Genomic DNA, 24,783 nt, shown 5'->3' with positions numbered 1-24,783 from the left:
TGCCAGGGCCACCCCGAAGACGGCAGCCAGTGGTATCGGCCCGGAGGGGTGTCCACCGGTCTACTCGATCACATGAGGAAAACGGGGATGAGACGCCCATTGGTGCTCACTGCGGCCGTCCTGGCGGCATCCGTGGCGGTGGGGACCGCGGCCGCTTCGGCGGCGCAGACGACGGCGACGCGGAAGCCCGCCACGCGGACAGGGCCCGCCGATCCGCTTCCGCCGCTGGACCCGGCGATGCTGCGAGCCGCCATCGGAGGTCTGCCCAACGCGACGGTGACCGGAGCCCTGGCCAAGGTGACCGGACCGGCCGGGCAGTGGAGCGGGACGTCCGGTGTCGGGAACGTCCGGACCGGGACGCCCGTGCCGCTGGACGGCACGTTCCGGGCGGGCAGCATCTCGAAGGTGTTCACCGCCGTGGTCGTCCTGCAGCTCGCCGCCGAGCACAGGATCGACCTCGACCAGAGCGTCCAGCACTACATGCCGGGGCTGCTGCCCGCGAAGTATCCGCGGGTCACTGTCCGGCAGCTGCTCGACCACAGCAGCGGCCTGCCCACGAGCGGCCACCTCGGGGAACCGCAGGGGGACCCGAACCGCTGGTTCGTCGACCACCGCTTCGACAGCTGGACGCCGCGGCAGATCGTCACCGACGCGATGACCACGCCCATGGACTTCCCGCCCGGCACCAGCCAGCGCTACAACGGCCTCAACTACTACGTCGCCGGAATGCTCATCGAGAAGGCGACCGGACGCTCCTACGCCGACGAGGTGCGGCAGCGCGTCCTCCGGCCGCTGAACCTCCGCTCCACCTACGTCCTCGACCGCCGCGACCCGCGCCTCCCCGGCCGCCACTCGCACGGCTACGTGGCCGTGACCGAGAACGGCGGGACCGTCCTGCATGACGTGTCGGAGCAGAGCCCCTATCCGTGGGCCGAGGGCGGAGTGATCTCCAGTGGGGACGACCTGACCCGCTTCATCCGCGCGATCTTCCAGGGACGCGTAGTGCCGCGTTCCATGATGGGCGCCATGTTCACCGTCCCGGACGTGAAGTACGCCGACGGCTCCCACTGCAACATGGGATCCGACACCGGGCACGCCTGCTTCAGCGCGGGCCTGATGAGGCTGACCCTGCCGAACGGCGTGACGGTCTGGGGCAAGACCGGCTCCCGTCCCGGCTACACCAGCGGCATGTTCGCCACCCGCGACCTGCGCCGCGTCGCCGTCTACTCGATCAACCCCACGGGCAACAAGGACGGCTCGGAGGCGCCCTACGTCATGAAGCTCGCCGCGGCCACCTTCGACCCGGACCTGATGCCGAAGTAAGGAGAAAAGACGAAGGGGCCGAATCCGATCTTCCCGGATTCGGCCCCTTCGGAGCTGGGGTGAGTGAGGGGACTTGAACCCCCGACATCTTGGACCACAACCAAGTGCTCTGCCAGCTGAGCTACACCCACCATGACCGGGGCTTGCCCGGCGAGAATCAGTGTAGCGGTTCGCGGGGGGTGGTCGCGCCCCCGATTTCCGGAGCGGTCCCGGTCAGGCCTGGGAGAGGATCTCGTCGGCCAGGGCGCGGGCGTGCTCGGAGTCCGGGCCGGGCTGCGGGACGAAGACCGCCGCGCGGTAGTAGCGGAGCTCGACGATCGACTCGGTGATGTCCGCGAGGGCGCGGTGGCCGCCCTTCTTCTCCGGGCTGGCGAAGTAGGCGCGCGGGTACCAGCGGCGGGAAAGCTCCTTGATCGACGAGACGTCGACCATGCGGTAGTGGAGGTGGCCGTCCAGGGCGGGCATGTCGCGGGCCAGGAAGGAGCGGTCGGTGGCGATGGAGTTGCCGCAGAGCGGGGCCTTCTTCGGCTCCCGGACGTGCTTGCGGACGTAGTCCAGGACGGTCTGCTCGGCCTCGGCGAGGGTGACGCCGCCGGGCAGGACGTCCAGCAGGCCCGACGAGGTGTGCATGTCGCGCACGATCTTGCTCATCTGGGTGAGGGACTCCTGCGGCGGCTTGATCACCACGTCGACGCCCTCGTCGAGGATGTTCAGCTCGCTGTCGGTGACCAGTGCGGCTATCTCGATCAGCGCGTCGTTGCGCAGGTCGAGGCCGGTCATCTCACAGTCCACCCATACGAGCCGCTCATTCATGGGTTCACCATACGGCCCCTCGGAGGGCGGTGGGTCATCCGGATTGGAACGTGGCCAGGATGTGCCCGGGGACCGGGATGCCCGGCCGGAGCGCGGGATCGGGGACCGGTTCGCCGTAGGTCGTCCGGACCGGGACGACGCCCGCCCAGATGTCGAGCGCGTGATCTTCCGGCTCGTCTCCCGGGGCGCCCTCGCGGATCTTGACCGACGCCTCGTCCAGGGGGAGGGCGAGGACGGCGGTCTCGGCGATCTCCTTGCGGGTGGGCGCGCGGGTGGCGTCCCACTGGCCGGGGGCGACGTTCTCCACGACCGCGCGCAGGCCGAGGAGCTTCTCGTCCGTGCCGGTGACCAGGCGCGGGACGCCGTAGATCATCGCACTGCGGAAGTTCACCGAGTGGTGGTTGGCCGAGCGGCTGAGGACCAGGCCGTCCACGTGCGTGACGGTGACGCAGATCTCGCTCCCCGGGGCCGCCAGCAGGCTGGACGCGCCGGAGGACCCGTGCAGGTAGAGGGTGTCCCCGTCGCGTCCGTAGGCGGTGGGCAGGACGCGCGGCGAGCCGTCCACCACGATCCCCATGTGGCAGACGCACCCCGCGTCGAGGACGGCGTGGAGGTCGGCCCTCTCGGCCCGTCCGCGGTCGCGCTTGCGGCCGAGGCGGGTGCGGTCGGTGCTGGACAGGTCCGGGGCCGGCGCGCTGTTCGTTGGGCTCATGGAAATACGCTAGGAGGCGAGTGGACTGGGAAGAAGGGCCACTTCAGAGCGATTCCGGGAGACCACTTTGGCGATGTTCGACCTGCCGCTCACCGTGGACCGGGAGCGGGCCGAGCCGCTCGGCGCCCAGCTCGCCGGGCAGCTGCGGGCGGCGCTGCGGGACGGACGGATCGTCGCGGGGGAGCGGCTGCCGTCCGGGCGGGCGCTCGCGGCGGCGCTCGGCGTCAGCCGGACGGTGGTCACCGAGGCGTACGGGCAGCTGTACGCGGAGGGCTGGCTGGAGGGACGGCACGGGTCCGGCACGTACGTGACCGAGATCGTCCCGGCGCCGCGTCCGGCCTGGGACGGCCCGGAGCCGCACGAGCGGTCCGTGCCCGACGGCGTGATCGATCTGCGGCCCGGCGCGTCATGGGTCGGCGGCCTGGACGGCCCGGCGTGGCGGCGCGCGTGGCGGATGGCGGCGGCGGCCGTCCCGTCCGCGCGCCCGGACCCGCGCGGGCGGCCCGCCCTCCGCGCGGCGCTGGCCGAGCACATGCGGCGCAGCCGCGGGGTGTCCTGCGCGGCGGACGCCGTCGTCGTCACCCGCGGCATCGGCAACGGGCTGGACCTGCTCGCCGCGACCGTCCTGCGTCCCGGCGACCGCGTCGGCGTCGAGGACCCGGGCTGGGCCCGCGCCCGGACGGTGCTGACCGCGCGCGGCATGACGCCCGTCCCGTGCCCGGTCGACGAGCACGGCCTCGTCGTGGACGCGCTGCCCGACGACCTGCGCATGGTGTACACGACGCCGTCCCACCAGTACCCGCTGGGCGGCGTCCTGCCGGTGCCGCGGCGGCAGGCGCTGCTGGCGTGGGCGCGGCGCACCGGCGCGCTGGTCGTGGAGGACGACTACGACGGCGAGTTCCGCTACGACGTCGCGCCGCTGCCCGCGCTGTTCGACCTGGACCCCGAGGTCGTGGTGCACCTCGGCACCACCGCCAAGATCCTCACCTCGGACGTGGGGGTGGGCTGGCTGGTGGCCCGCCCGGAGCTGGCGGCGGCCGTCGCGCGCCGCCGGATCGAGCTCGCCGACCGGACGGCCGCGGTGTCCCAGGAGGCCGTCCGGCTGCTGCTGGAGCGCGGCGACCTGGAGCGGCACCTCCGCCGGATGCGCGCCGAGTACGCCCGCCGCCGCGCCGTGGTGACCGAGGAGCTCGCCGGGCTGCCGCTGGTCGGCGACACCGCCGGGCTGCACCTGGTGGTGTCGCTGCCGCCGGGCCGCGCCGAGGCGATCGCCGCCGAGGCCGTCCGGCACGGCGTCCTGCTGGACGTCCTGGAGCACCACCACGCCGGTCCGGCGCGGTTCTCCGGGCTGGTCATCGGGTACGGCGCGGTCTCGGGACGGGCCGAACTCCGCACGGGCTGCGCCCTCGTCCGCCGCCTCGTCACCTCAGCCTCCGCCGCGGCCTGACGGGGCCTGCGGGACGGGGCGACGGCCGGGGCGTGACCGTGGCGGTGCGAGCGCGGCGGCGGGGACCTCTCCTAGTGAGCGTTGACCGGGACGGGGCGGGGGGCCGGCGGGGGCGTGGGAGGGGCCGCGCGGGTGAGGAGTGTTCTGCGGGAGCCGTTGCCGAGCGGCCCGTCTTCACCCGCGGCCGGGCGCGGGCGGGCGAGTGCGGGGAGCGCGGTTTCGGGGCCGGTGAGGCGGCGGACGTCGATGCCTCCCGGGTCGGGCCGGACGACGTCCGGCACCTGGGACGCGCCGAAGTGCCCGCCGCGCGCCCAGGCCCGGCGTTCGCGGCGGGACTCGTAGGACTGCGGCGTCGGCAGCGGCGGCCCGGCGGGCCAGCGGCGCGCGACGCCCCAGCCGTCCAGCCAGCGCAGGATCGGGTCGAGGCCGGTCAGCGGGCCGCCGGTGAACGGCTCGCGGGCCTCCCCGACGACCATGATCTGCGTGCAGATCCGGCCCTCGCGCGCGGGTCCGGAGTCGGCCCCGGGGCCGTCCTCGGCGAGCGCGAGGGACGCCCGGAGGATCGGGATCTGCTGGACGAGCTCGCCCGAGAGCGGGTTCCAGACCAGGTGCGCGGGGCGTCCGATCTTGGCGAGGTCGGCGGCGAGCGATCGCGCCGACACGGCGCGCGGATCGGATCCGCTGGTCAGCCAGACGGCCCGGGGGGCTCCGCCCCGCAGGGCGCCGCCGTCCTGTCGTGCCGGCAGCCGGACGGCTGCGGGCAGCCATGCGTCGGCCACGGTGCGTCCCCCCCAATGGGGCGCGTGTCACGGCCCCGGTCGGTCCGGTCCTTGCCTTCGTGCCCGGCCGGACCTGCGTCCGGTCGGCCCGCTCTGGGCCGGTTTGGATGGCTCTTTATTAGGCTTTCGTGCCTTGTGCGCTGATGACTACCCCCGCCGGAGTCAGCTCTCACCTGGGAGGGCGACATTCCTGCGCGCACCCGCGTCCATCAGCCGCGCGTCACTCCTCGCACGGTGACGAACACGCAGGTGACGGGCTGCTGGGACGGCCGGGAACGGTGATGCGCGCGGCGGCCGGATCCGGCCGGGGCGCCACGGCCTCCCGCCGGGATCCCGGTGGGGCCGAGGGGCGGTGGCGGGGCGGGCCTCACAGCGGTGGCGGGGCGGACCTCACAGCGGTTGCGGAGCGGGCTTCACAGGGGAACCGAGCCGCGTTCTAATAGGGCCTCATGACGGCAGACGCTGAACTCCCGGCCGGGGTGCCCGGCATCGACGCGCCCCGGCTGGCCGCCTGGCTGGCCCGCGAGCTGCCCGGGTCCGGGCGGATCACCGGGATCGAGGTGATCGCGGGCGGACGGTCCAACCTCACCTACGCGATCACGCTGGACGGCGGCGACCGCGACCGGATCGTCCTGCGGCGTCCGCCGCTCGGGCACGTCCTGCCGACCGCGCACGACATGGGACGCGAGCACCGGGTGCTGTCCGCGCTCGCCGCGCACGGCACCGGCGTCCCCGTCCCTACGGCGCTCGCGCTGTGCGAGGACGAGGAGGTCATCGGCGCGCGCTTCTACCTGATGGACTTCGTGGACGGCCGCGTCCTGCGCACCCCCGAGGAGGCCCCCGACGTCACCCCGGAGCGGGCGCGCGGGCTCAGCGAGGCGCTCGCCGCCGCGCTCGCCGCGATCCACACCGTGGACGTCGAGAAGGCCGGGCTCGCGGGCTTCGGCCGTCCGGACGGGTACATGGAGCGGCAGCTGCGCCGCTGGGGCAGGCAGTGGGACGCGTCGCGGGACGCGATCCACGCCACCGGGACCGAGCGCGACCTGCCCGAATACGACCGGCTCGTCGCGCGGCTCGCGGACCGGCTCCCGGCCCTGCCCGCGCACGACGCCCCGGCCCGGCTCGTCCACGGCGACTTCCGGCTCGACAACGCGCTGGCCCGGCTCGAGCCCGAGCCGGAGATCGCCGCCGTCGTGGACTGGGAGATGTCCACGCTCGGCGACCCGCTGTCCGACCTGGGCCTGACGCTGGTCTACTGGGCCGAGGCGACCGACCCGGTGCTGCTCCCGGTCGGCGCGACGATCACCACCGCGCCCGGATTCCTGACGCGCCGCGGGTTCGCCGAACGGTACGCCGCGCTGACCGGCCACGACCTCTCCGACCTCGACTACTACGTGGCGTTCGCGTGCTTCAAGCTCGCGGTCATCCTGGAGGGCATCCACGCGAGGTTCCTGCAGCACGCCACGGTCGGCGAGGGCTTCGAGGAGATCGGCTCGGCCGTGCCGGTGCTGCTCGAACGCGCGCACGGCATTCTGGACGCGCGTTCTCCCTGGTAGGGCCGGTTCAGCAGAAGCTGACGGCGGCGACGCCGGACGGCGAGAACGCCACCTGGCCCGTCCGCGAGCCCAGGCACATGCTCTCCCGCCGCACGTGCACCGTCGCGGACTGGCCGGGCGACAGCGTCCCCCCGCCGGACGCGGACAGGCCGTTCGAGACGCCCACGACGCGCCAGGTCACGGACCCGCCGGTGGCCGTCACGGTGATCTCGCAGCTCCTGCCGAGGCCGATGCTGCACCCGGCCACCGACAGCGTCCCCGGACGCGGCGTGTGGGACGGCGGAGGCGAGTGCGGCACGGGCGGGGGCGGGGCATGCGTGTGGGCGGTGGGCGAGGTCGTCGGCGACGACGGCTTCTCGGACGGCGTGCGGGTCGGCGACGCCGACCCCTTCTTCGGATGCAGCGTCGGCGACCCCGAGGGCGATGCCGCGCCCGTCATGGACGGCTCCACGACGGTTTCGGACGGCGAGGGCGTGGCCGTGTGCCCGCCCTTCGCGGCGGACGACCCGCCGCCTCCGCCGCCGCCCGCGAACGCCGCCACCGAAGCGCCGAGGACCGCCACGGCTGCCACGCCGCCGACCCCGGCGAGCATGGCCCGCTTGCGTCCGCGCTCGCTGCGCAGCTCACCGGCGACCCAGCGGTCCCCGTCCTCGGGGATGCGTCCGGACCGCCGCGGCGTCAGCTGGTCGCCGTCGTCCCCATCGCCGTTGCCGGACGACGCGTCCCGCGAGTGGCGTCCGCCGCCGCCCGCCGGTCCGCGTCCCTGCGCGAGCCCGCCCGCTGGGGCCTGCCCGGTCGCGGCGGCGTCGCCGGGAACGACGTCGAAGGTGAGCGTCGTGTCCGGCGCCCCCGACCCGATCACGTCGGCAGCGTGACGTCCCCCATCGGGCGCGGGGCGTCCGCCGTCGGGGGCGGTCGCCTCGGTGTTCCAGTTCTGCGCCGGGGCGAGGTCCTCCCGCGTGGTCTCGGAGGGCGACTCCCATCCGGCGCCAGGGGCCGCGTCCGCGACGGGCGCGGCGAGCGGCTGTGCTGCCGGGACGGGCGGACGGGCGTCGTTCGCGCGGGCGCGTCGGCCCCGCTTGGAGCGGCGCGCGCTGTACGGGGTGGGCCAGCCGTCCGGGTCCAGCGGCTCGGAGAGCGCGGCGGCGGCGCGGCGGGCCTCGGCGCGTCCGGGGGAGGCGGCGGCGTTGAGGATGTCCAGGCGCAGGTCGGCCGGGACCGCGGCGATCGGCATGTAGCCGAGGACCTGGTCGGACGGGAGGTCCGGCACCGGCTGGGCCGCGCACACCCGGCAGGACGCGACGTGCTCGCCGAGCGCGCGGGCCTGCGGCGGCGCGGGCGGCCACGACTGCGGGAGCAGGGCGGAGAGGCCGGGACACTCGCGGGAGTGGCGTCGCGCGACCATCGCGGCGCGCAGGCCGTTCGCGAGCGCGGCGCGGGCCTCGCCGAGCGCGGCCTCCGTCTCGTCGGGGGCCGTCCCGAAGATCTTCGCCAGGTCGGGGGCGGGCAGTCCGTGCCGGATGGCCAGGTCGAGCATCTCCCGCTGGCGTCCGTCCAGCGCGCCGAGGGCCGCGTGCGCGAGCTCGCGTCGCTCGAGCAGCCGTCCGCGTTCCTGCCGGGACATCTCGTCCGCGCCCGTCTCGGGGGCCTCCTGGCCCGTGCTGCGCGTCGGGTCCTCGCGGCGGCGCAGGCTCTCCTTGCGCGCGATCGCGTACAGCCAGCCGCGCAGCCGCCGGGGCTCGCGCAGACCGGTGACGTGCTCGCGCGCCGAGAACAGGCAGTGGCGCAGCGCGCCGGCGGCCTCGACACGGTCGCGCAGCAGCCCGTGGCAGTAGTCGAACAGGGACGGCGCGAAGGTGTCGTACACCTCGCTGAGCGCGATGACGTCGCCCGTGCGCAGCGCTTCCACGAGCCGGGCGTCGTCGATCGCGCCGGGCACGGCTCGACCGGTCACGTGGTGCCTCCCGGATGAGTTCGCGGTCACTTCCCGCGGCGGTCACTTCCCGCGCCGGCCCGAAGAGGGACCGGCTGCCTGGTTGACCGATCTTGCCACCGCTCGCCCGCCGATTGGCGCCATGCCTGATTTCGGACGACCGGGACCCCGGGATCCGCGGGCCCGTCCGCCCGCTGACCACAGCGTTTATCGCACTGTGAGGAAAGTCTCCTTTTCGCCTCGGAGGCCCTCCGGGCTCGACGTTGCGTCGTGAGTCTCGCGCCGAGCGTGATCGTTCCGCTCACGCGTCCAGGCCCGGATGATCACTCCCGGAGATCGTTCCGGGGTGTCACTGGCAGACCCAGGACACCGCGACGGACCCGCCCGGGGTGAACGACACGGTGCCGGAACCGCTCTGGTCACAGGACGGCAGAGTGATCGTCGCGTGTCCGGAGCCACCGGTGCGGAGGGTGCCGCCGCCCTGCGCGACGAGCGGCGCGTCCGCGCCGACGCTCCAGGTCACGGGTCCCCCGACGGCCACGACGGTGATCGGGCAGGACGTCTTCTGCGTGGACAGCGTGCAGCTTCCCGGGGAGACGGCGAGCCGTCCGGCCGGGACGGTGTGCGTCGGGCCGGGCGGCGGTGTCGAATGCGTGACGACCGGACGGGGTGAATGGTGGGCCGGGCTCGGGGAGCGCGGGGACGGCGAGGCGGACGACACGGTCGGCGACGGCGACGTGCTCTGGGTGGGGGACGGGGTTTCGGACGGGTCGGATGAGGACGGCGCGTCCGACGCGTCCGGGTCGGAGCTTCCGGACGGGTGCGGCGTGCCGTTCGCGCTCGTGTTCCCGGGCGAGCCGGGCATCAGGAAGAACCCGACGGCGACGATCAGGATGACCGCGGCGGCCGCGGCGATGGCGGGCCAGAAGCGCGGGGACTGCCGTTCCGGCTCGTCCTCCCCTCCGGAGCCGGTGCCGGTGCCGGAGCCGTCGAGGGAGAGCGGCCAGCCCTCATCGTCGAACGGCTCGGCGCGCTCGGCCGCGGCCAGCAGCCTGTCGAACCGGGACGGGTCGGACGCGGCGGACAGCACGGCCGGACGCAGGTCCGCGGGCATCAGCGCGATCGGCAGCACCTGCAGCAGCCGCGCGGTCGAGACCGTCCGGCCGCGGCGCTCGCGGCAGACCGGGCACGCTTCGATGTGCCGGATCAGCCGCCGCACCGCCGCTGGGGGCAGCGGCGCCTCGTCGGCGGTGTCCCCGGCGAGCGCGGCGACCTCGGGGCAGTCGTCGCGTCCGGTGCGGGCGATGACGGCGGCGGCGAGCGCGTCGTCCAGCCTGCGCCGCGCCTGCCGGGTCAGCTCGTCCGCGCGGGGTGTGGGCAGGTCGAGGACGGCCGCGACCTCGACGGTCTCCAGGCCGTGCCGCAGCAGCAGGTCCAGCGACTCGCGCTCGGGGCCGCGCAGGTCACCGAGGGCGGCGTGGACGAGCCGCCGGGTCGCGAGGCGGCGGGCGCGCTCCGCCTCGTCCAGGAACACGTCCTCGACCTCGGGGGCCTCGCTCCGCTCGGCCGGACGCCGCGGATCGCGCAGCCGGCGCAGGCACTCGTTCCGCGCGAGCGCGTACAGCCACGCGCGGAAACTCGCCGGATCGGCGAGCCGTCCCGCGTGCGCGTAGGCCGCGAGCAACGCCGCGTGGAGGGCGCGGGCCGCCTGGTCCTGGTCGCGCAGCAGGGCGTGGCAGTAGTCGAACAGGCGGGCGGCGTAGGCGTCCACCAGGCGTGCGAGGGCGTCGGTGTCGGCCACCTGGAACGGCGCGGTCGCGTCGCCGGGCGGTGGTCCGGAAAGGACGTGCGCCCCCGATCTGGCGAGGGAACGGGCCAGTCGTTCGTCGTCCTGGCGATCGAGCGTGGGCCAACCGGACACGAGGTCCTCCCGTGGGCAGGCACAGGGGATTCGGGGATCGTGCTCGCAGCCTGGCGCGGAAACCGGGGCGACGCGCGGAAGGTGCCGCGCGCGGGGAGGGCCGCCGGGGCCGCCGGATCGCTCGGCGGAGCGGTGATGCCTGGGACGGGCGGAAGGTCGGACGACCCCCGGGGAAGGCCCGCCGGAAGAAGAGGCGCGAAAGATGTGTGGAGGCCCGACGGCCCCGCTCCCCGTCGGGCCTCCACACAGAAAGACGGCCCACCACGCCGTCCGGTTGACACGGGTTGCCAGAGAAATTTCGGTGATTTCAGGTGATGTCCCGTGCTCCGTCCGTGACGAGAGCGCCGGGGGGATAGAGGTAAAGGAACGGCCCCGCCGAGGTGACTCGACGGGGCCGTTCGCGGGGCTGCCTGGCGGCGGCCTACTGCTTGATGCGGCGGGAGAGCATGGCGAGGAAGATCTTGCTGATCTCCTGCGGGGTCTTGGCGACCTCGACGTCACCGCCGGTGAGCTGCGCGATCTGCTTCAGCTCGGCCGGGTTGGTCTCCGGACCGAAGCCGATCATGTTGACCTGGATCGGCTTGTTCGGGTCCTTCTCCGCCTTCAGCTTGGCGAGCGTCTCCTTCAGCGTCGGGCCGTTCTTGTCGTCGTTGGTGCCGTCGGTGAGCAGCACGATCGACGTCCCGAACTCCGGCTTGTACGACCGCTTCATGTACTTGTACGCCGCGAGGACGGACCGGTAGATGCCGGTGTCGCCGTCCGGCTTCGGCCTCATCTGCTGGAACTGCGACAGGATCATCGTCCGCCGGGTGCTGGACCCGATCCGCTCGCCGAGCGGGCCGACCGACACGGCCTCCTTGTACGGGACGCCGCCGGCGCCCATGTTCGTGGAGAACAGCCAGACGCCGAGCTCGGTGTCGTTCGACATCATGCTCAGCCCGCCCTGCGCGACCTGCTGGATCGCCTGGAGCCGGGAGGTGTTCGGCGCGACCGGCGCGACCATGGAGCCGGACACGTCGATCAGGGTGAGCATCCGCAGGCCGAGGGACAGCTTGGACCACGCCTGCATGACCTCGCCGACGTCCGCGGTCTTCGGCGCGGGGAGCCGGCGCACGCGGCCCGCGTCCACGCCGAGCTTCGGGGAGAACGAGGTCGGCGCCTTGCCGTCGGCCGACCGGAACCCGAGTTCGCGCACGTCCGACCGGGTGGCGTCGGTGCTCATCGCCTGCTCGAGCAGCCGCGCGGCCTTCTGCCGGTTGGCATCCGCGGCCGTGACCGTGAACGGGTAGTCGAACATCAGCGTGCCGTCGGTGGGGTACAGCGCCTGCGCGGGCTCGGCCGGGCCGGTCTTGTTGTACCTGAACAGCGCCTGCTCGGACGACAGCGCGACCGGCTGGCGGGCGCGCTGCCCCTTGTGGAACTGCTTGAACTGGTCGTCCACCGACGGGACCGTGCTCTCCCGGACGGTCCGGACGATCCCGGTGAAGATCGAGTCCTTGTTGGCGTCGCTGGCCAGCAGGATGTTGGTGACCATCAGGGCCGCCATGCCCGCGCCGTTGCGGCCCGGGTCGGGGACGAGCAGCCGGATCTTGTCCGGCGGGATCATCTGGTTCTTGGTGACGCCGCCGCCCTGGACGCCGCCCGCCGCCTTCAGCAGGTTGTCCCACGACGGCGTGGCCGTGACGCCCTGCTTCTTCAGCGCCGACGCCAGCGTCCCGGGCAGCCCGATCACCAGCGGGCTGGTCGCGATCGAGGTCTTGGTCTGCTCGACCGCCGAGCCGCCGCCCTTGGAGTTGCTGCGCACCAGGGACGTCCATAGCGAGGAGTCGGGGATCCACACGTCCGGACGCTGGTCGCCGCCCTGGTCCACGGCAGTCCCGGACAGGATGGTGGAGACCTCGTACGGCCGGCTCCGGGAGACCGTCGCCTTGACGCACTTCCCGCCGACCTTGCGCCGGTCGTCGTTGAAGCGCTTGGCGGCCTTGGTCACGGCGGGCTCGATGTCCGGGGACGCCGCGACCTTGAGGTTGATCGCGTTGCTGCCCGAGCACCCGCCGCCGCTCTGGGCGAACGCGTACACGCCGACGCCGGCCAGCAGCGCCAGACCGACCGCGCCCGCCATCGGGCCGATCAGCGTGGACAGGCTGCGCTTGCGCCTGCGGCGTCCGCTCTCGTAGCCGCCCGAGCCGTCCCCGGAACCACCGCCGTAACCGCCGGATCCGCCGGATCCGCCGGATCCGCCGTAACCACCCGAGCCGCCCGGTCCGCCGGGGCCTTCGCCCGCGCGTCCGCCGAAGAAGCCGGTCGGACGGTCGTCCGGACGGCCGAGCCTGTCGTCCTCGTCGCCATAGCCCGAGTCGCCGTAGCCGGACCGGAGGGGGCCTCGACGGGAAGCGCCCTCCTGCCCGTACCGCGCCTCGCCCACGCCTTCCGCGCCGGCGCCGAAGCGTCCGCTGCCGTACTCGTCCCCGGCGGCGGCCTGCCGTCCGAGGCCGTAACCGCCCGCGTCGGACGCGCCGGAGAACCCGCCCGGCCCACCGTAGGTCGGCTGCTGCCCGGACTCCCGGCCCGAGAACCACTGACCCGGCTCGCCACCCGCGCCGGGGCCGGCCGGATAACCGCCCTGCCCAGCGCTCGGAGGCGGGCTGGACGGGTAACCGCCCTGCTCAGCGTTCGGGGACGGGTTAGACGGGTAGCCGCCCTGCTCAGGGCTCGGGGACGGGTTCGACGGGTAGCCGCCTTGCCCGGCGCTCGCAGGCGGGCCGGACGGGTAGCCGCCTTGCCCTGCGCTCGCAGGCGGGCTGGACGGGTAACCGCCTTGCTCAGCGTTCGGGGACGGGTTCGACGGGTAGCCGCCTTGCCCGGCGCTCGCTGGTGGGCTGGACGGATGGCCGCCCTGCTCAGCGTTCGGAGGCGGGCTGGACGGGTAGCCGCCCTGCTCAGCGTTCGGGGAGGGGCTGGACGGGTAGCCGCCTTGCCCAGCGTTCGGGGACGGGCTGGACGGGTAGCCGCCCTGTCCCTGCGGCGCGGACGGTCCGAACAGGTATCCGCCGGACTCGCCGGTCGGCTGCTGCTGCTGTGGCAGCTGCTCGTCCGGGGCGTCGCCCCGGGGGCTGAACCAGTCGGAGGACGCCCGGCCCTCGTCGGCAGGGCCGTGGGGCGGCTGGACGCCGTCGCGCCCGCCGTCACCCGGCGTCCCTTCCGGGAGGTCATTGCGATGACGTCCGTTCACGGCTGGTCCTCGTTTCAGCAGAAACCCGTCGATGCTCCACGGCACTGTAGTAGTACGACCCAGAGGTTACAAAGACCTCCAAAAGCGATGACGGTGCAGGTCATGAGCATATGTCCCCATGGTTCATGGCTTCGGTGCGACACCCCGGGGAGTCCCCGGGACGCCCGGAACGGCGTCGCCATCGGGCTTTCACGGCCCTGGCGACACGCCTCCCGGGAGCCCCGGGCGGGCCGCCCGGCGGCGGGGTCGGGGCCGTCCGGCGGCGGGGGCGAGGCGTCCGGCAGCCGGGGTTGAGACGTCCGGCAGAGGGGCAACTCTCCTCCGCGCCCGTTCGTCCCAGAGGATGGGAGACCGAACGGCTTCACACGACGGGGCTCGCCGAGAGCCGCGCGACCGGGGGAGCGGGTGTGAACGAGACCAGCGGAGACGACACGACCGGCGGAGGTCGGCGCGGCCGGGCCTGGCGGAGCTGGGCGGCCTGGGGCGGAGTGGCCGCCTGGGGCGCGTTCGCGCTGCTCCGCTGGGCGGACGGCGACCGGATCCCGGGCCTCGGGGTGTTCGCCGCGCCGGTGCTGGCCGTGACGCCCTACGTCGCGGCGACCACGCCGATCCCGATCGTCGCGGCGCTCGTCCTGCGGCGTCCGCGTGCCGCGATCGCCGCCGGGCTGGTCACCGCCGGGCTTCTCGCGGCCGTCCTGCCGCGCGCGATCCCCGGAGGCCGGCCCGCCGCGCACGGCCCCGAGCTGCGAGTCCTCACCGCGAACCTGATGTTCGGCTCGGGCGACCCGAACCGGATCGTCGACCTCGTCCGCCGGACGAACGCCGACGTGCTCAGCCTCCAGGAGTTCCCGCCCGAGGCCGTCGCGAAGTACGAGGGCGCCGGGCTGACCAGGCTCCTGCCGTACAAGGTGACCGACACGCGCTGGGGCGCGGCCGGATCCGGCCTCTATTCGAAGTACCCCTTGCGCGAGCTGCCGCCCCTGCCGAAGACCCAGATGGCCATGCCGTCCGCCGATCTCACTCTGCCCGGGGGACGGCGCGTCCAGATCACGGCCGTCCACCCGGTCCCGCCCATCAACGCCGAGTCGCTGGGCGACTGGAAGCGTGACCTGGGTGAACTCCCGTCCGCTCGAAGCACCTCCGCCGCGTCCGCTGGCGGAGTCCCTGCGGACGGCGTCACCCGTGTGCTCGCGGGGGACTTCAACGCCACGCTCGACCACGCCACCCTCCGCCGCCTGCTCGGACGCGGCTACGCCGACGCCGCCGATCGCGCGGGCGAGGGCCTCGTCCCGACCTGGGGCGTCGGACGGGCGGCGCCGCCGCTGACCATCGACCACGTCCTGCTCGACCGGCGCTGCGCGGTCCGCGACGTGAAGATCTTCGATCTGCCCGGCAGCGACCACCGCGCCCTGTTCGCGCGCCTGCAACTTCCCTGAACAGGCACAATGGGAGGATGGTCCACCAGGTTCAGGTCACCGACCCCGCAGATCCCCGCCTCGCCGACTACACCCGGCTGCGGGACGTGAACCTGCGCAAGAGCCTGGAGGCCGAGCACGGCCTGTTCATCGCCGAAGGCGAGAAGGTCATCCGGCGCGCGATCGGCACCGGCCACCCCGTCCGCTCCCTGCTGATGGCCCGCCGCTGGCTGGACCCCCTCGCCGACCTCCTGGACGGCGTCGACGCCCCCGTCTACGTCGCCGACGACGACGTCGTCGAGGCCGTCGCCGGATTCCCCGTCCACCGCGGCGCCCTCGCCTCCATGCAGCGCCTCCCGCTGCCGCCGGTCAAGGACGTCGTCGCCTCCGCCCGCCGCGTCCTCGTCCTGGAGGACCTGGTCGATCACGGAAACGTCGGGGCGATCTTCCGGTGCGCCGCGGCGCTCGGCGTGGACGCGGTCGTCCTCGCGCCGCGCTGCGCCGACCCGCTCTACCGCCGCTCGGTGAAGGTCTCGATGGGCGCGGTGTTCGCCGTCCCGTACGCGCGGATGACCAACTGGCGGGACGACCTGGGCGTGCTCCGCGCCGCCGGGTTCGCGCTGTTCGCCCTCACGCCCGACGCGTCCGCCGTCCCCCTGGACGAGGCGGACTTCGGCGACCGCGCCGCGCTCATGCTCGGCTCGGAGGGCGACGGCCTCTCGTCCCACTGGATGGACGAGGCCGACCGGCTCGTCCGCATCCCGATGAGCGACACGGCGCTGGAGAACGGTGTCGACTCGCTCAACGTCGTCGCCGCGGCCGCCATCGCCTGCCACGACCTCGTCCGCTCCCGCTGAACGCCCCTGACCAGGAGACGACGAAGGGAACGGACCTGAACCGTCCGTCCCCTTCGTTTCGGTCTTACTTGCCGAACGCGCCGTTGCGGGGACGCCGGTGGGCGCCGCCCTTGGAGCGCTTCGCGGCGGCCGCGCCCGACGGGGCGGGACGGCGGCCCAGACGCAGCTGGGTCAGCAGCAGCGAGCACGCCACCAGCAGCGCCGCGAGCCACGCGATCTGCGTGCTGGCGACCCGCTGGAACGTCATCTCCTGCGCGATCGGACGCTGGTTGGAGCGCAGCGTGCTCTGCGGGCTCGCCAGCGACGAGTCCGGCGCGGCGACCGTCGGGCTCGGCGCGTTGTTCCCGCTGATCGGCGGCAGCGCGACCTGCGGGCTGTTCGCGCTGTTGAAGGTGCCGTTGGTGCTCGGCGGGGTGTAGCCGCCGCCGTTGGAGGACGTGTTGTTCGTCCCGCCACCACCGCTGTTGTTGTTCGTCCCGCCGCCACCACCCGACGACGTCTTCGTCTTCGACGTCGTCGGCTTGGGCGTGCTGGGCGTGCCCGTGTCGGACGGCGTGGGCGACGGCTTCGGGCTGGACGGCGTCGGCGTCGGGCTCGCCACCGGGTCGAACACGACCGTGCCCGAACCGCTCTTGACGTCCTTGCCGTCCAGGAGCGCGACGCTCACCGTGACGGACGTCTTCTTCTTCACGTACGCCTTGGGGAGCGTGAAGCTCTGCCGGACGACCATGGACGTGCCGGTCACGCTCTTGAGGTCGCAGCCGGACGTCGCGGTCAGCCGCGTGCCCTTCCCGCAGTTCGTGGGGTCGAGGTTCACGTGCGCGGTGCCCGTGCTCAGCTGCACCTTCGCGCCGGAGTAGTCGCCGTCGTCCTTCGACACGGTCGCGAGGACGGTGGCGGTCTGACCCGCCTTCACCTCGTCCTGCGCCACGGCCACCGTGAGCCCGAACGGCGCCGGCGAGGGAGTGGTGCCCGACGGCGAATCGGACGGAGTCGGATCGGCGGACGCCGGGATCGCGGGGACCATGCAGGCCCCGACGGCGATCACCGCCGCAGCGCCGAGACCCCTCAGAGCCGGAACGCCTGCTCGCCGCGATGCCACGCCCGAGCCACCTCCGTCGCGTCGTCGTCGAACGCCCGAAACCCGCTCTACCCCGGGTCTCGTTCCCGAATCATGCCAACACGGATCTGCAACCTAAATCAACCCCGTGTCCGATTCGGACGGGCAACTTGGACACTACCGTCAGATGAACTCCTCGCGCACGTCCTGGAGTTCCCCACTCGGCGCCCACGCCTGCCACACGCCCTGATCGATCCGCTCGAGCCCGAGGCCCTCGGCGACCGGCGCCCGGCCCCCCGCGTACTCGACCCGCGACCACCCGTCATGCTCCCCGACGACCACGAACGGCTCGTCGCGCCACCGGCACACCGTCCGGACGTACCGCAGCGACTCCAGCTCGAACGCCGGGACGATCCGCCGGAACCGGTCCGGCCGCAGCTCCTCGAACCCGTCCGTCGGCTCCGCCGCGTACAGCCGGATCTCGCCGTCCGCGCCCGGCACCGCCTCGAACTCCCGCCCGAGCCAGCGCGCCACGTATCCGTCCCGGCTCACCGCGCCACCTCCGTCCGCCCGGCGGGCGTCGCGCCCTCGGGCCGCAGCCAGGCCAGCCGGTCCGGGTCGTACATCGCGACGAACCGCTCCGACCCGTCCCGGCCGAGCACGTACATCTCCGCCCCGAACGGCAGCCGGACGCTGTCCACCTTGTACTCCCGGATCGACCCGGCACTCCCCGGCGCGAACCCCGCCCCGGTGAACGGCGGACGCTCCAGCACCCACCCGGCCTCGCCCCAGGACGCGACCTCCTCCTCGGTCCGCCCCCCGAACGGCACCCGGTACAGATCCGGACAGTACGCCGGCCACCGGATCACGTGCACCGACTCGTCCGCGACCGAGAACGGCGCGTCCTCGTAGAGCAGCCCGAGCGTCTCGTACAACTGGCCGGGCGTCTGCAGCTCCGCCACGTCCGCCGTCGGGTGGACGAACCCCCCGACCCGGTCGTACCCCTGCTCCAGGTACCAGGCCACATGCGCGTGCGGGACGACCTTCTGCATGATCGTCGGCTCGGCCCCGAACTCCCCGTCCGGCTCACCGGCCCGCCGCCGCTCCGCCGAGACCCCGAACGCCGCGACCCCGTCGAACGACCCGACCTCCCCGGGCCCTCCGGCCCGAGCCCCGCCAGGCATCCCCGGAACCCCGCCCCCAGGCCCCGCCGCGTCCACATCCGCGCCGAACGCACTCTGCGCCTCGGCACCCGCGTCGGCCCAGCCCAACGCGTCAGTGCCAAACCCTCCAGCCCCTGAGACCACCCCGGACGCATCCGTGTAGGCCGCACCCTGCGCATCCGCGCCCGCACCGAGACCGCCCGACACCGCGGCACCCGCCACCCCGGACGCATCCGGACGAGCCACCCCCTGCGCGTCCACCCCACTTTCGCCCGCACCGAAGCCACCAGACACGGCGTCAGAGACTCCCGGCGCGCCCGCGTGAGGCCCGCCATGCGCGGAAACCTCGCCCGCACCAAGCGCCTCTTCGCCGACCCCGCCCCGCGCACCAACACCGAACGCACCCTGCACGTCCGCGCCCGCGTCTCCCCAGCCGGCCCCATCCGCACCGAGACCACCAGGCCCCAAGTCGCCCGCCACCCCGGACGCATCCGTGTAGGGCGCACCCTGCGCGTTCACGCCACCTGCGCCGTGCGCGTCCGCGCCGAGGCCGCCAGGTGCAGTGCCAGGCGTGCCCGCGTGCGGTCCTCCATGTGTGGGTGCCTCAGCTGCACCATGCGCTTCTTCGCCAAGCCCGCCCCGCGCACCAACGCCGAAGGCACTCTGCACGTCTGTGCCAGCGTCTGCCCAGCCGGGCCCATCCGCACCGAGACCACCAGGCGCCGAGGCACCCGCCGCGCCGGACGCATCCGCGTAAGGCGAACTCTGCGCGTTCATGCCACCTGCGCCGTGCGCGTCCGCGCCGAAACCGCTGGGGGCAGCCTCCGGCGCGCCTGCGTGAGGCCCGCCATGCGTGGTGGGCTCGTCCGTACCACGAGCTTCTTCGCTGGCCACGCCCTGCGCGCCAGCGTCGAATGCACTCTGCGCGTCCGTGCCTGCGTCTGCCCAGCCCGCCGCGTCCGCGCCGAGACCACCAGATGCCAAGTCGCCGGCCGCGCCGGACGCCTCCGCGTCAAAGCCGCTGGATGCAGCATCAGGCGCGCCCGCGTGCGGCCCGCCATGCGTGGGTGCCTCAGCTGCACCATGCGCTTCTTCGCCGAGCCCGCCCGGCATACCGGCGCCGAACGCACTCTGCACGCCTGTGCCTGCGTCTGCCCAGCCCTGCGCGTTTGCGCCGAGATCACCAGGCGCCGGGGCGCTTGCCGCGCTGGACGCGTCCGCGTTGGGCGCATTCTGCGTGTTCGCACCAGCAGCGCCGCGTGCGTCTGCGCCGCGTGCGTCTGCGCCGCGTGTGTCTGCGCCGAAGGCGTCGGACGCGTCGGTGTGAGGGGCATTCTGGACGGGCAGCCCGGTTCCACCGCGGGCGTCGGGGGCAGGCACGCCCGGTGCGCCGAACGGGCTCTGCGCCTCGGTGTTCGCGTCCGCCCAGTCCGGTGCTCCCGTGCTGAGAGCATCGGGTGTCGAGACGCCTGCCATCGTTCTGGGCGCGTCCGCGTGGGGCATGCCCTGCGCGTCAGTGCCGAGGCCGTCGGGCATGGCGGTCTGAGGCGCACCCTGGATGGGCAGGCCGGCTCCACCATGCGCGTCCACGCCAGAACCGTCCGGCGTACCGGCGGTGAACGCACTCTGCGGGTTCGCGTGCGGCTCGCTGGGCGCGGTGTCCGGCGTCTCTGCGTGAGGACCACCGTGCGTGAGTGCCTCAGCGTCCGTGCCGAAGCCGCTGGGCGTGGACGCGTCGGTCGTGGCGGGGCCGGTCGGGGCCGGCTCCGGCGGCTGGACGAGCCCGACGCGGATCGCCCACTCGCTGAGCGCGCGCACCTGGTCACCGCGCAGGGACGCGCCGATCCGGGTGCCGGGGTTGAGCAGCATCGCCCAGTCCTCGTGCGGCCACGCGGCGATCAGCTCGCGGAAGTCGGCGTACACGAACCGGGACTCAGGCAGCACCTCGCGCAGGCGCACGAGCGACGTGAACACCTGCACGGCGGCCGAGCCGCGCAGCGCCGCGTCCCAGCGGAACTCCTGCTGCGTCGGCGTGACCTGCAGCGGTGCGTCCTGCGGGATGGGCACCAGCACGTTCGCCGCGAGCAGCACTCGCAGGAAGGCGTCGGAGTCCCCGCCGAGCGCCGCCTCGTAAAGCTCCTGGTCGATCCGGTTGCCCGGCTCGAACGGCGCGTCGGACCCAGCCGGACGCCCCGTCGAGGCCTCCGCGTCGCCGTGTCCGTCGGCCTCGGCCGCGCCCACGCCGCCGTGCCCGTTCGCGGTCGTGCCTCCGACCGCCTCGGAGCGTCCAGCGGTGTCCGCGTACCCGGACGGGTCGGCGCCCGTGGTGTCGGCATGTCCGTTCGCGCCTGCGGGGCCAGGCGTGTCCGCCTGGCCGGAAGCGTCCGTGCCTGCGGGTGCCTGAACCGGGCCGCTCTCGTCGGCGCTTCCAGCGGTGTTCGTCATGCTGGACGCGTCGGGGCCTGCGGTTTCGACCCGCCCGTTGGCCTCCGCGAGCCCGGGTGTGTTCGCGCCATCCGCTTGGCCGGACGTGTCGGCGGCTTCAACGTGTCCGGACGCGTCAGCGGCGTCGGCGTTCCCGGGCGCGTCCGGGGTTGCGAGTGCTTCGACGTGCCCGTTCGCGCCTGCGAGTCCAGCAATGTCAGCGCCTGCGGACGCCTCAACGTATCCAGGCGCGTCCATATGTTCCGGTACGCCCGCGCCTTCCGGGGCGTTGGCGCCTTCGGACGCGCGTTCCGGAGCGTCCACGTGGGCGGGCACCTCTGAACCGGGCGCGTCCAGGGGGCCAGACACGTCCGCGTGGCCGTTCGCGTTCGCGTTCGCGGGGGCGAGGGTGTCCGGACGTGCACCGCCATCAGCGGGGCCGGACGCGCCGGCGGCGGCGGCCATGTCCGTGGACGGTTCGGTGGGGCCGCTGAGGGCCCGGACCTGCTCGCCGGGGATGGCGGCGTCGACGGGGGTGCCGGGGTTGAGGACGAGGGTCCACTCGGCGTCCGGCCAGGCGGCGACGACCTCGAGGAACGTCGGCATGACGAACCGGGACGATCCGACCGCCTCGTTCATCCAGCGCAGCGACGTGAACAGCTGGATCGCGACGCGGCCGTGGACGCGGGCCGGACGCCACGGGAACTCCGCGTCGTCCGGGGTGATGCCCCACGGGGTGTCGGGCTCGGCGGGGATCAGGACCTGCGCGCCCAGCAGGACCTTGAAGAACGCGTCGGTGTCGCGGCGCACCGCGGCGTCGAACAGGCGCTGCTCGACCTCGTTCTGCGCCTCGAAGTCCTCCGACATGCGGCGCGCGGAGCGCTGGTCGGCCCAGGTCGCGAGGCCGGGGAGCTGCTCCGCGAGGATCGTCCCGCCCGCGGGGGAGCCGGGGTTGATCGCGAGCGCGTTCGCGTGCTCCGGCCAGTAGCGCAGGATCAGCGGGAACGGGACGCGGATGGAGTCGGTCCCGGCGGTGGCGGCCGCCTCGGCGAGCCGCTCGGGCGAGCTGAACACCTGGACGAGCGTCGCGCCGTCCGCCTCGCGCGTCCGCCACTGGAACTCGGCGCGGCCCGGGCGGAGCGTGAAGTCGGCGTCGGGGCCGACCGGCAGCAGGACCTCGGCGTCGGCGAGGGTCTGGAGGAACAGGTCGTGGTCGTTGTCGGTCGCCGCGCGCAGCAGCGACCGCTCCACGTCGTTGGCGGGCTGGAACTCCGGGCGAGGCTCGGTGCGCGGCAGGTCGCGGTGCTGGCCCTGGAGCTCCTCCCACGGCTCGTCCGGCTCCTGCCGCGGGGCGATCACGGGGATCGGGTCCACGGACGTCGCGGCGGGCGACGCCTCCTTGGGGCCCGGGGGCTCCGGGACGGGCGGCATGTCGGCGATCCCGGGCGGAAGCGGGGGCTCGGCCTCGCCCTCCGGCGCCTCGTGTCCCGTGTAGACGGACAGGTCGCGGATGGTGGCGCGCGGGTCGTCCAGTGCGGGAGGGGACGCCTGCTGCGAGTCACCCGCATCCGCGTCCCGCTCACGCGCGACGGACACGTCCCCCTCGGGAACGGGCGCCGCGGACGCCTGCTCCGCACCGGCCTCGACCGGAGGCTGGTACTCGGCGGCGGCGGCGGGCGGCACGGCAGGCATCGGCGCGCCGGGCGGCGTGGCAGGCGTCGGTGCGGCAGGCGGCTGCGCGCCGATGGGCTCGCCGTGCGCGCCGTCCTGAGCAGGCGCGGACGGAGCGGCCTGCGGCGGCGGTGCGGCCGGGCCGGACAGCGCGGACGGGTCGGGCTGGTGGTGGCCGGCGAGCGGCGGACGCTGGTCGCCCTGCGCGAGGCGCAGTATGAACCAGGCGGGCAGGCGGCCCTCGATCGGGAGCGAGACGTCCCGGACGGTGTGGGACGGGACGTCCACCGCGAGCCACCAGTTGTTGTCCGGCCAGGTCTCGGCGAGGACGGTGAAGGGCGCCCGGATGTAGTGCCGGTAGGACGGGCCGAGGCAGGCGCGCATCGCGGTGGGCGAGGTGTAGACGAGCACGAACGTGCGGTCGTCCTCGTCCTGCGTGGGCCAGGTCGGCTGCCGCCGGCCGGCGAGGACGTCGTCGGTCATCTCGGGTGGGACGGGGACGACGAGTTCACTCTCCGCCAGCAGCCGGAAGTACCCTTCCTGGTCCCCGTTCCGTACCGCGTCCCCCAGTCGGCGCTCGAGCTCCGACGTGGGTTGCCAGCCGTCCGCCACGGTCGCCACCCCCTGTTTCATCCCGCCCCGGACCTTCCTCCTCCCGGACCCCGACGCCGGGAGGCGGGCCCGCTGGGCACCTTACGGACCTGCTTACGCTACATGGGCGAACAGAGCTAAAGCGCCCACTCGACCGGTCCGCGGACGACCCTCGGGACAGTATGGCGCGGGACGGTGACAATCCCGCGCCATCCGCCGAAGGCCACCGGCCTCCGGGCCCACCGGAGTAATGGAGATCTAACCCCGGGGCAATTGCGCGGTGCCGACTTCGGCACCCCCGCGGGCGAGGACGGCGACCGCCTCGACGAGCCGGTCCACATGCGCCTCGGTGGTCCCGATCCCGAAACTCGCCCGGACCGCCGAGCTCGGCCCGCCCGCACAGCTCCCACCACCCGCACCGGACGCTCCACCCGCGTTGGACGCGCCGCCCGCGCTGCCCGCGCCGCCCGCGCTGCCCGCTCCGCCCGCGCTGCCCGCTCCGCCCGCGCTGCCCGCTCCGCCCGCGCTGCCCGCTCCGCCCGCGCTGGACGCTCCGCCCACGTTGGACGCGCCGCCTGCGCTGCCTGCGCTGGACGCGCTGCCTGCGCCGCCCACGTTGGACGCGCTGCCCGCGTTGCCTCCGCTGGACGCGCCGCCCGCCCTGGCCGCGCTGACTGCGTTGGACGCGTTGGACGTGTCGAGGAGGTGTTGGACGAAGGGGTGTGCGCAGAACTTTCCGTCTCGGACGCCGATCCCGAACCGTCCCGAAAGGGCGACCGCCAGTTCGCGCGCGTCCCAGCCGTCCACGACGAACGACACGATGCCGACGCGCGGTGACCGGTCCCCCCAGAGCGTGAGTTCGCGCACACCCGGGATCCGCGCCAATCCGGTGCGCAGCCGTGCGAGGAGCCGCGCCTCGTGCTCGACGAGCGGTGTCCAGCCGGTCGCGGCGAGGGTCTCGCACGCGGCGGCGAGCGCGAGGACGCCGAGGACGTTCGGGGTGCCCGCCTCGTGCCGCGCCTCGGGGTCGGCGTGCCAGTGCGCGCGGTTCCCGTGCTCGTCGACGGACGCGCTGGCCCCGCCGCCCTTGAGGTACGGCCCGGCGGCGCGCAGCCAGTCGGACCGTCCGGCGAGGACGCCCGCGCCGAACGGCGCGTACAGCTTGTGCCCGGAGAACGCGACGTAGTCGAGGCCGAGCGCGGTCATGTCCAGCGGGCGGTGCGGGACGAGCTGCGCCGCGTCCACCGCGATGCGCGCGCCGTGCGTCCGCGCGACCGCGGCGAGCTCCGCGAGCGGCCACACCTCGCCGGTCACGTTGGACGCGGCGGTGACCACCAGCAGGCGCGGTCCGGCGGGGGAGGCGGCGAGCGCCCGGCCGGCCGCGGCGACGGCCTCGGTGGGCGAGGCCGGCGCGGGCAGCCGGACGGCCCGCCGCCACGGCAGCAGCGTCGCGTGGTGCTCGGTCTCGAACACCACGACCGTCGTCCCGGACGGGACGCAGTGCGCGAGCAGGTTCATCGCGTCCGTGGTGTTGCGCGTGAACACGACCGACGAGCGCTGCCGCGCGCCGAGGAAGCCCCGGACCGTCTCGCGCGCCTTCTCATACGCGGCCGTCGTGACCTGGGACGCGTAGCCCGCGCCCCGGTGCACGCTGCTGTAGTACGGCAGTGCCTCGGAGATCGCCTCCCGCACCGCCGAAAGACACGGCGCGCTCGCGGCGTAGTCGAGGTTGGCGTAGGGGACGGCGCGCCCGTCGTCCAGCGGGACGGGCGCGTCCGTCCCGATCACGGAGGGAGTGGAACCGACAAAAGGGGTAGCGAGGGCAGTCGCGGACATACGTGGGCACTCCTCGGGATCAGGGATCCCGAGGGCCAGGCCCTGGAACG

General features: G+C 74.1%; 15 protein-coding genes and 1 tRNA gene. 5 read left to right on the top strand and 11 right to left on the bottom strand.

The window, feature by feature from the left end; translation table 11 throughout:
* Window positions 1–87: 87 nt before the first annotated feature.
* Window positions 88–1,323, top strand: coding sequence for a serine hydrolase domain-containing protein (locus AB0L06_RS20255; RefSeq protein WP_500232579.1), 1,236 nt, complete (start codon window positions 88–90; stop codon window positions 1,321–1,323).
* Window positions 1,324–1,378: 55 nt separating this feature from the next.
* Here AB0L06_RS20255 and AB0L06_RS20250 read toward each other — a convergent pair.
* From AB0L06_RS20250 to AB0L06_RS20240, 3 genes are all read right to left on the bottom strand, one after another.
* Window positions 1,379–1,454, bottom strand: a tRNA-His gene (locus AB0L06_RS20250).
* 82 nt (window positions 1,455–1,536) lie between these two features.
* Window positions 1,537–2,136: an oligoribonuclease gene (gene orn, locus AB0L06_RS20245; protein ID WP_500232578.1), complete on the bottom strand. Its 600-nt coding sequence runs from the start codon at window positions 2,134–2,136 to the stop codon at window positions 1,537–1,539.
* A gap of 34 nt (window positions 2,137–2,170) precedes the next feature.
* Complete coding sequence (locus AB0L06_RS20240) at window positions 2,171–2,848, bottom strand: pyridoxamine 5'-phosphate oxidase family protein (RefSeq protein WP_500232577.1); 678 nt, start codon at window positions 2,846–2,848, stop codon at window positions 2,171–2,173.
* A gap of 73 nt (window positions 2,849–2,921) precedes the next feature.
* Between AB0L06_RS20240 and pdxR the strand changes: the two genes are divergently transcribed.
* Window positions 2,922–4,295 (top strand): MocR-like pyridoxine biosynthesis transcription factor PdxR, encoded by a 1,374-nt coding sequence (gene pdxR / locus AB0L06_RS20235; RefSeq protein WP_500232898.1) that lies wholly within the window; start codon window positions 2,922–2,924, stop codon window positions 4,293–4,295.
* A 71-nt stretch (window positions 4,296–4,366) separates the two neighbouring features.
* Here pdxR and AB0L06_RS20230 read toward each other — a convergent pair whose 3' ends face one another.
* Entirely contained in the window at window positions 4,367–5,074 is a 708-nt protein-coding gene (locus AB0L06_RS20230; RefSeq protein ID WP_500232576.1) for a hypothetical protein, read from the bottom strand.
* 449 nt (window positions 5,075–5,523) lie between these two features.
* Between AB0L06_RS20230 and AB0L06_RS20225 the strand changes: the two genes are divergently transcribed.
* A complete protein-coding gene (locus tag AB0L06_RS20225; RefSeq protein ID WP_500232575.1) occupies window positions 5,524–6,630 on the top strand; it encodes a phosphotransferase family protein in 1,107 nt (368 codons plus the stop codon).
* A 7-nt stretch (window positions 6,631–6,637) separates the two neighbouring features.
* Here the strand turns inward: AB0L06_RS20225 and AB0L06_RS20220 are convergent, their stop codons facing one another.
* The 3 genes from AB0L06_RS20220 to AB0L06_RS20210 form a co-directional block, all read right to left on the bottom strand.
* Entirely contained in the window at window positions 6,638–8,584 is a 1,947-nt protein-coding gene (locus AB0L06_RS20220; protein ID WP_500232574.1) for an RNA polymerase sigma factor, read from the bottom strand.
* 328 nt (window positions 8,585–8,912) lie between these two features.
* Window positions 8,913–10,484: an RNA polymerase sigma factor gene (locus AB0L06_RS20215; protein WP_500232573.1), complete on the bottom strand. Its 1,572-nt coding sequence runs from the start codon at window positions 10,482–10,484 to the stop codon at window positions 8,913–8,915.
* 421 nt (window positions 10,485–10,905) lie between these two features.
* Window positions 10,906–13,716 carry a substrate-binding domain-containing protein gene (locus AB0L06_RS20210; RefSeq protein WP_500232572.1) on the bottom strand — a complete coding sequence of 937 codons (2,811 nt, stop codon included), beginning with the start codon at window positions 13,714–13,716 and terminating at the stop codon, window positions 10,906–10,908.
* Between the two features lie 407 nt (window positions 13,717–14,123).
* Between AB0L06_RS20210 and AB0L06_RS20205 the strand changes: the two genes are divergently transcribed.
* Window positions 14,124–15,152 (top strand): endonuclease/exonuclease/phosphatase family protein, encoded by a 1,029-nt coding sequence (locus AB0L06_RS20205; protein WP_500232571.1) that lies wholly within the window; start codon window positions 14,124–14,126, stop codon window positions 15,150–15,152.
* A 17-nt stretch (window positions 15,153–15,169) separates the two neighbouring features.
* Window positions 15,170–15,988 (top strand): TrmH family RNA methyltransferase, encoded by an 819-nt coding sequence (locus tag AB0L06_RS20200; RefSeq protein WP_500232570.1) that lies wholly within the window; start codon window positions 15,170–15,172, stop codon window positions 15,986–15,988.
* Between the two features lie 64 nt (window positions 15,989–16,052).
* Here AB0L06_RS20200 and AB0L06_RS20195 read toward each other — a convergent pair whose 3' ends face one another.
* The 4 genes from AB0L06_RS20195 to AB0L06_RS20180 all read right to left on the bottom strand — a co-directional run bounded on the left by AB0L06_RS20195 (window position 16,053) and on the right by AB0L06_RS20180 (window position 24,685).
* Window positions 16,053–17,090 carry a hypothetical protein gene (locus AB0L06_RS20195; protein ID WP_500232569.1) on the bottom strand — a complete coding sequence of 346 codons (1,038 nt, stop codon included), beginning with the start codon at window positions 17,088–17,090 and terminating at the stop codon, window positions 16,053–16,055.
* Window positions 17,091–17,231: 141 nt separating this feature from the next.
* The gene (locus AB0L06_RS20190; RefSeq protein ID WP_500232568.1) at window positions 17,232–17,600 is read right to left on the bottom strand and encodes a UCP033725 family protein; all 369 of its coding nucleotides are present in this window, start codon (window positions 17,598–17,600) and stop codon (window positions 17,232–17,234) included.
* Window positions 17,597–22,939, bottom strand: a complete 5,343-nt coding sequence (locus AB0L06_RS20185) for an SseB family protein (RefSeq protein ID WP_500232567.1) — start codon at window positions 22,937–22,939, stop codon at window positions 17,597–17,599. The genes AB0L06_RS20190 and AB0L06_RS20185 overlap by 4 nt, the downstream gene beginning before the upstream one ends.
* Window positions 22,940–23,155: 216 nt before the next feature.
* Entirely contained in the window at window positions 23,156–24,685 is a 1,530-nt protein-coding gene (locus AB0L06_RS20180; protein WP_500232566.1) for an aminotransferase class V-fold PLP-dependent enzyme, read from the bottom strand.
* Window positions 24,686–24,783: the final 98 nt, after the last annotated feature.

The organism is Spirillospora sp. NPDC052269, from assembly GCF_040679435.1.
Taxonomy (GTDB): domain Bacteria; phylum Actinomycetota; class Actinomycetes; order Streptosporangiales; family Streptosporangiaceae; genus Spirillospora.
The sequence above is the reverse complement of the archived record's forward strand: the minus strand, read 5'-3'. Positions and strand labels throughout refer to the sequence as shown.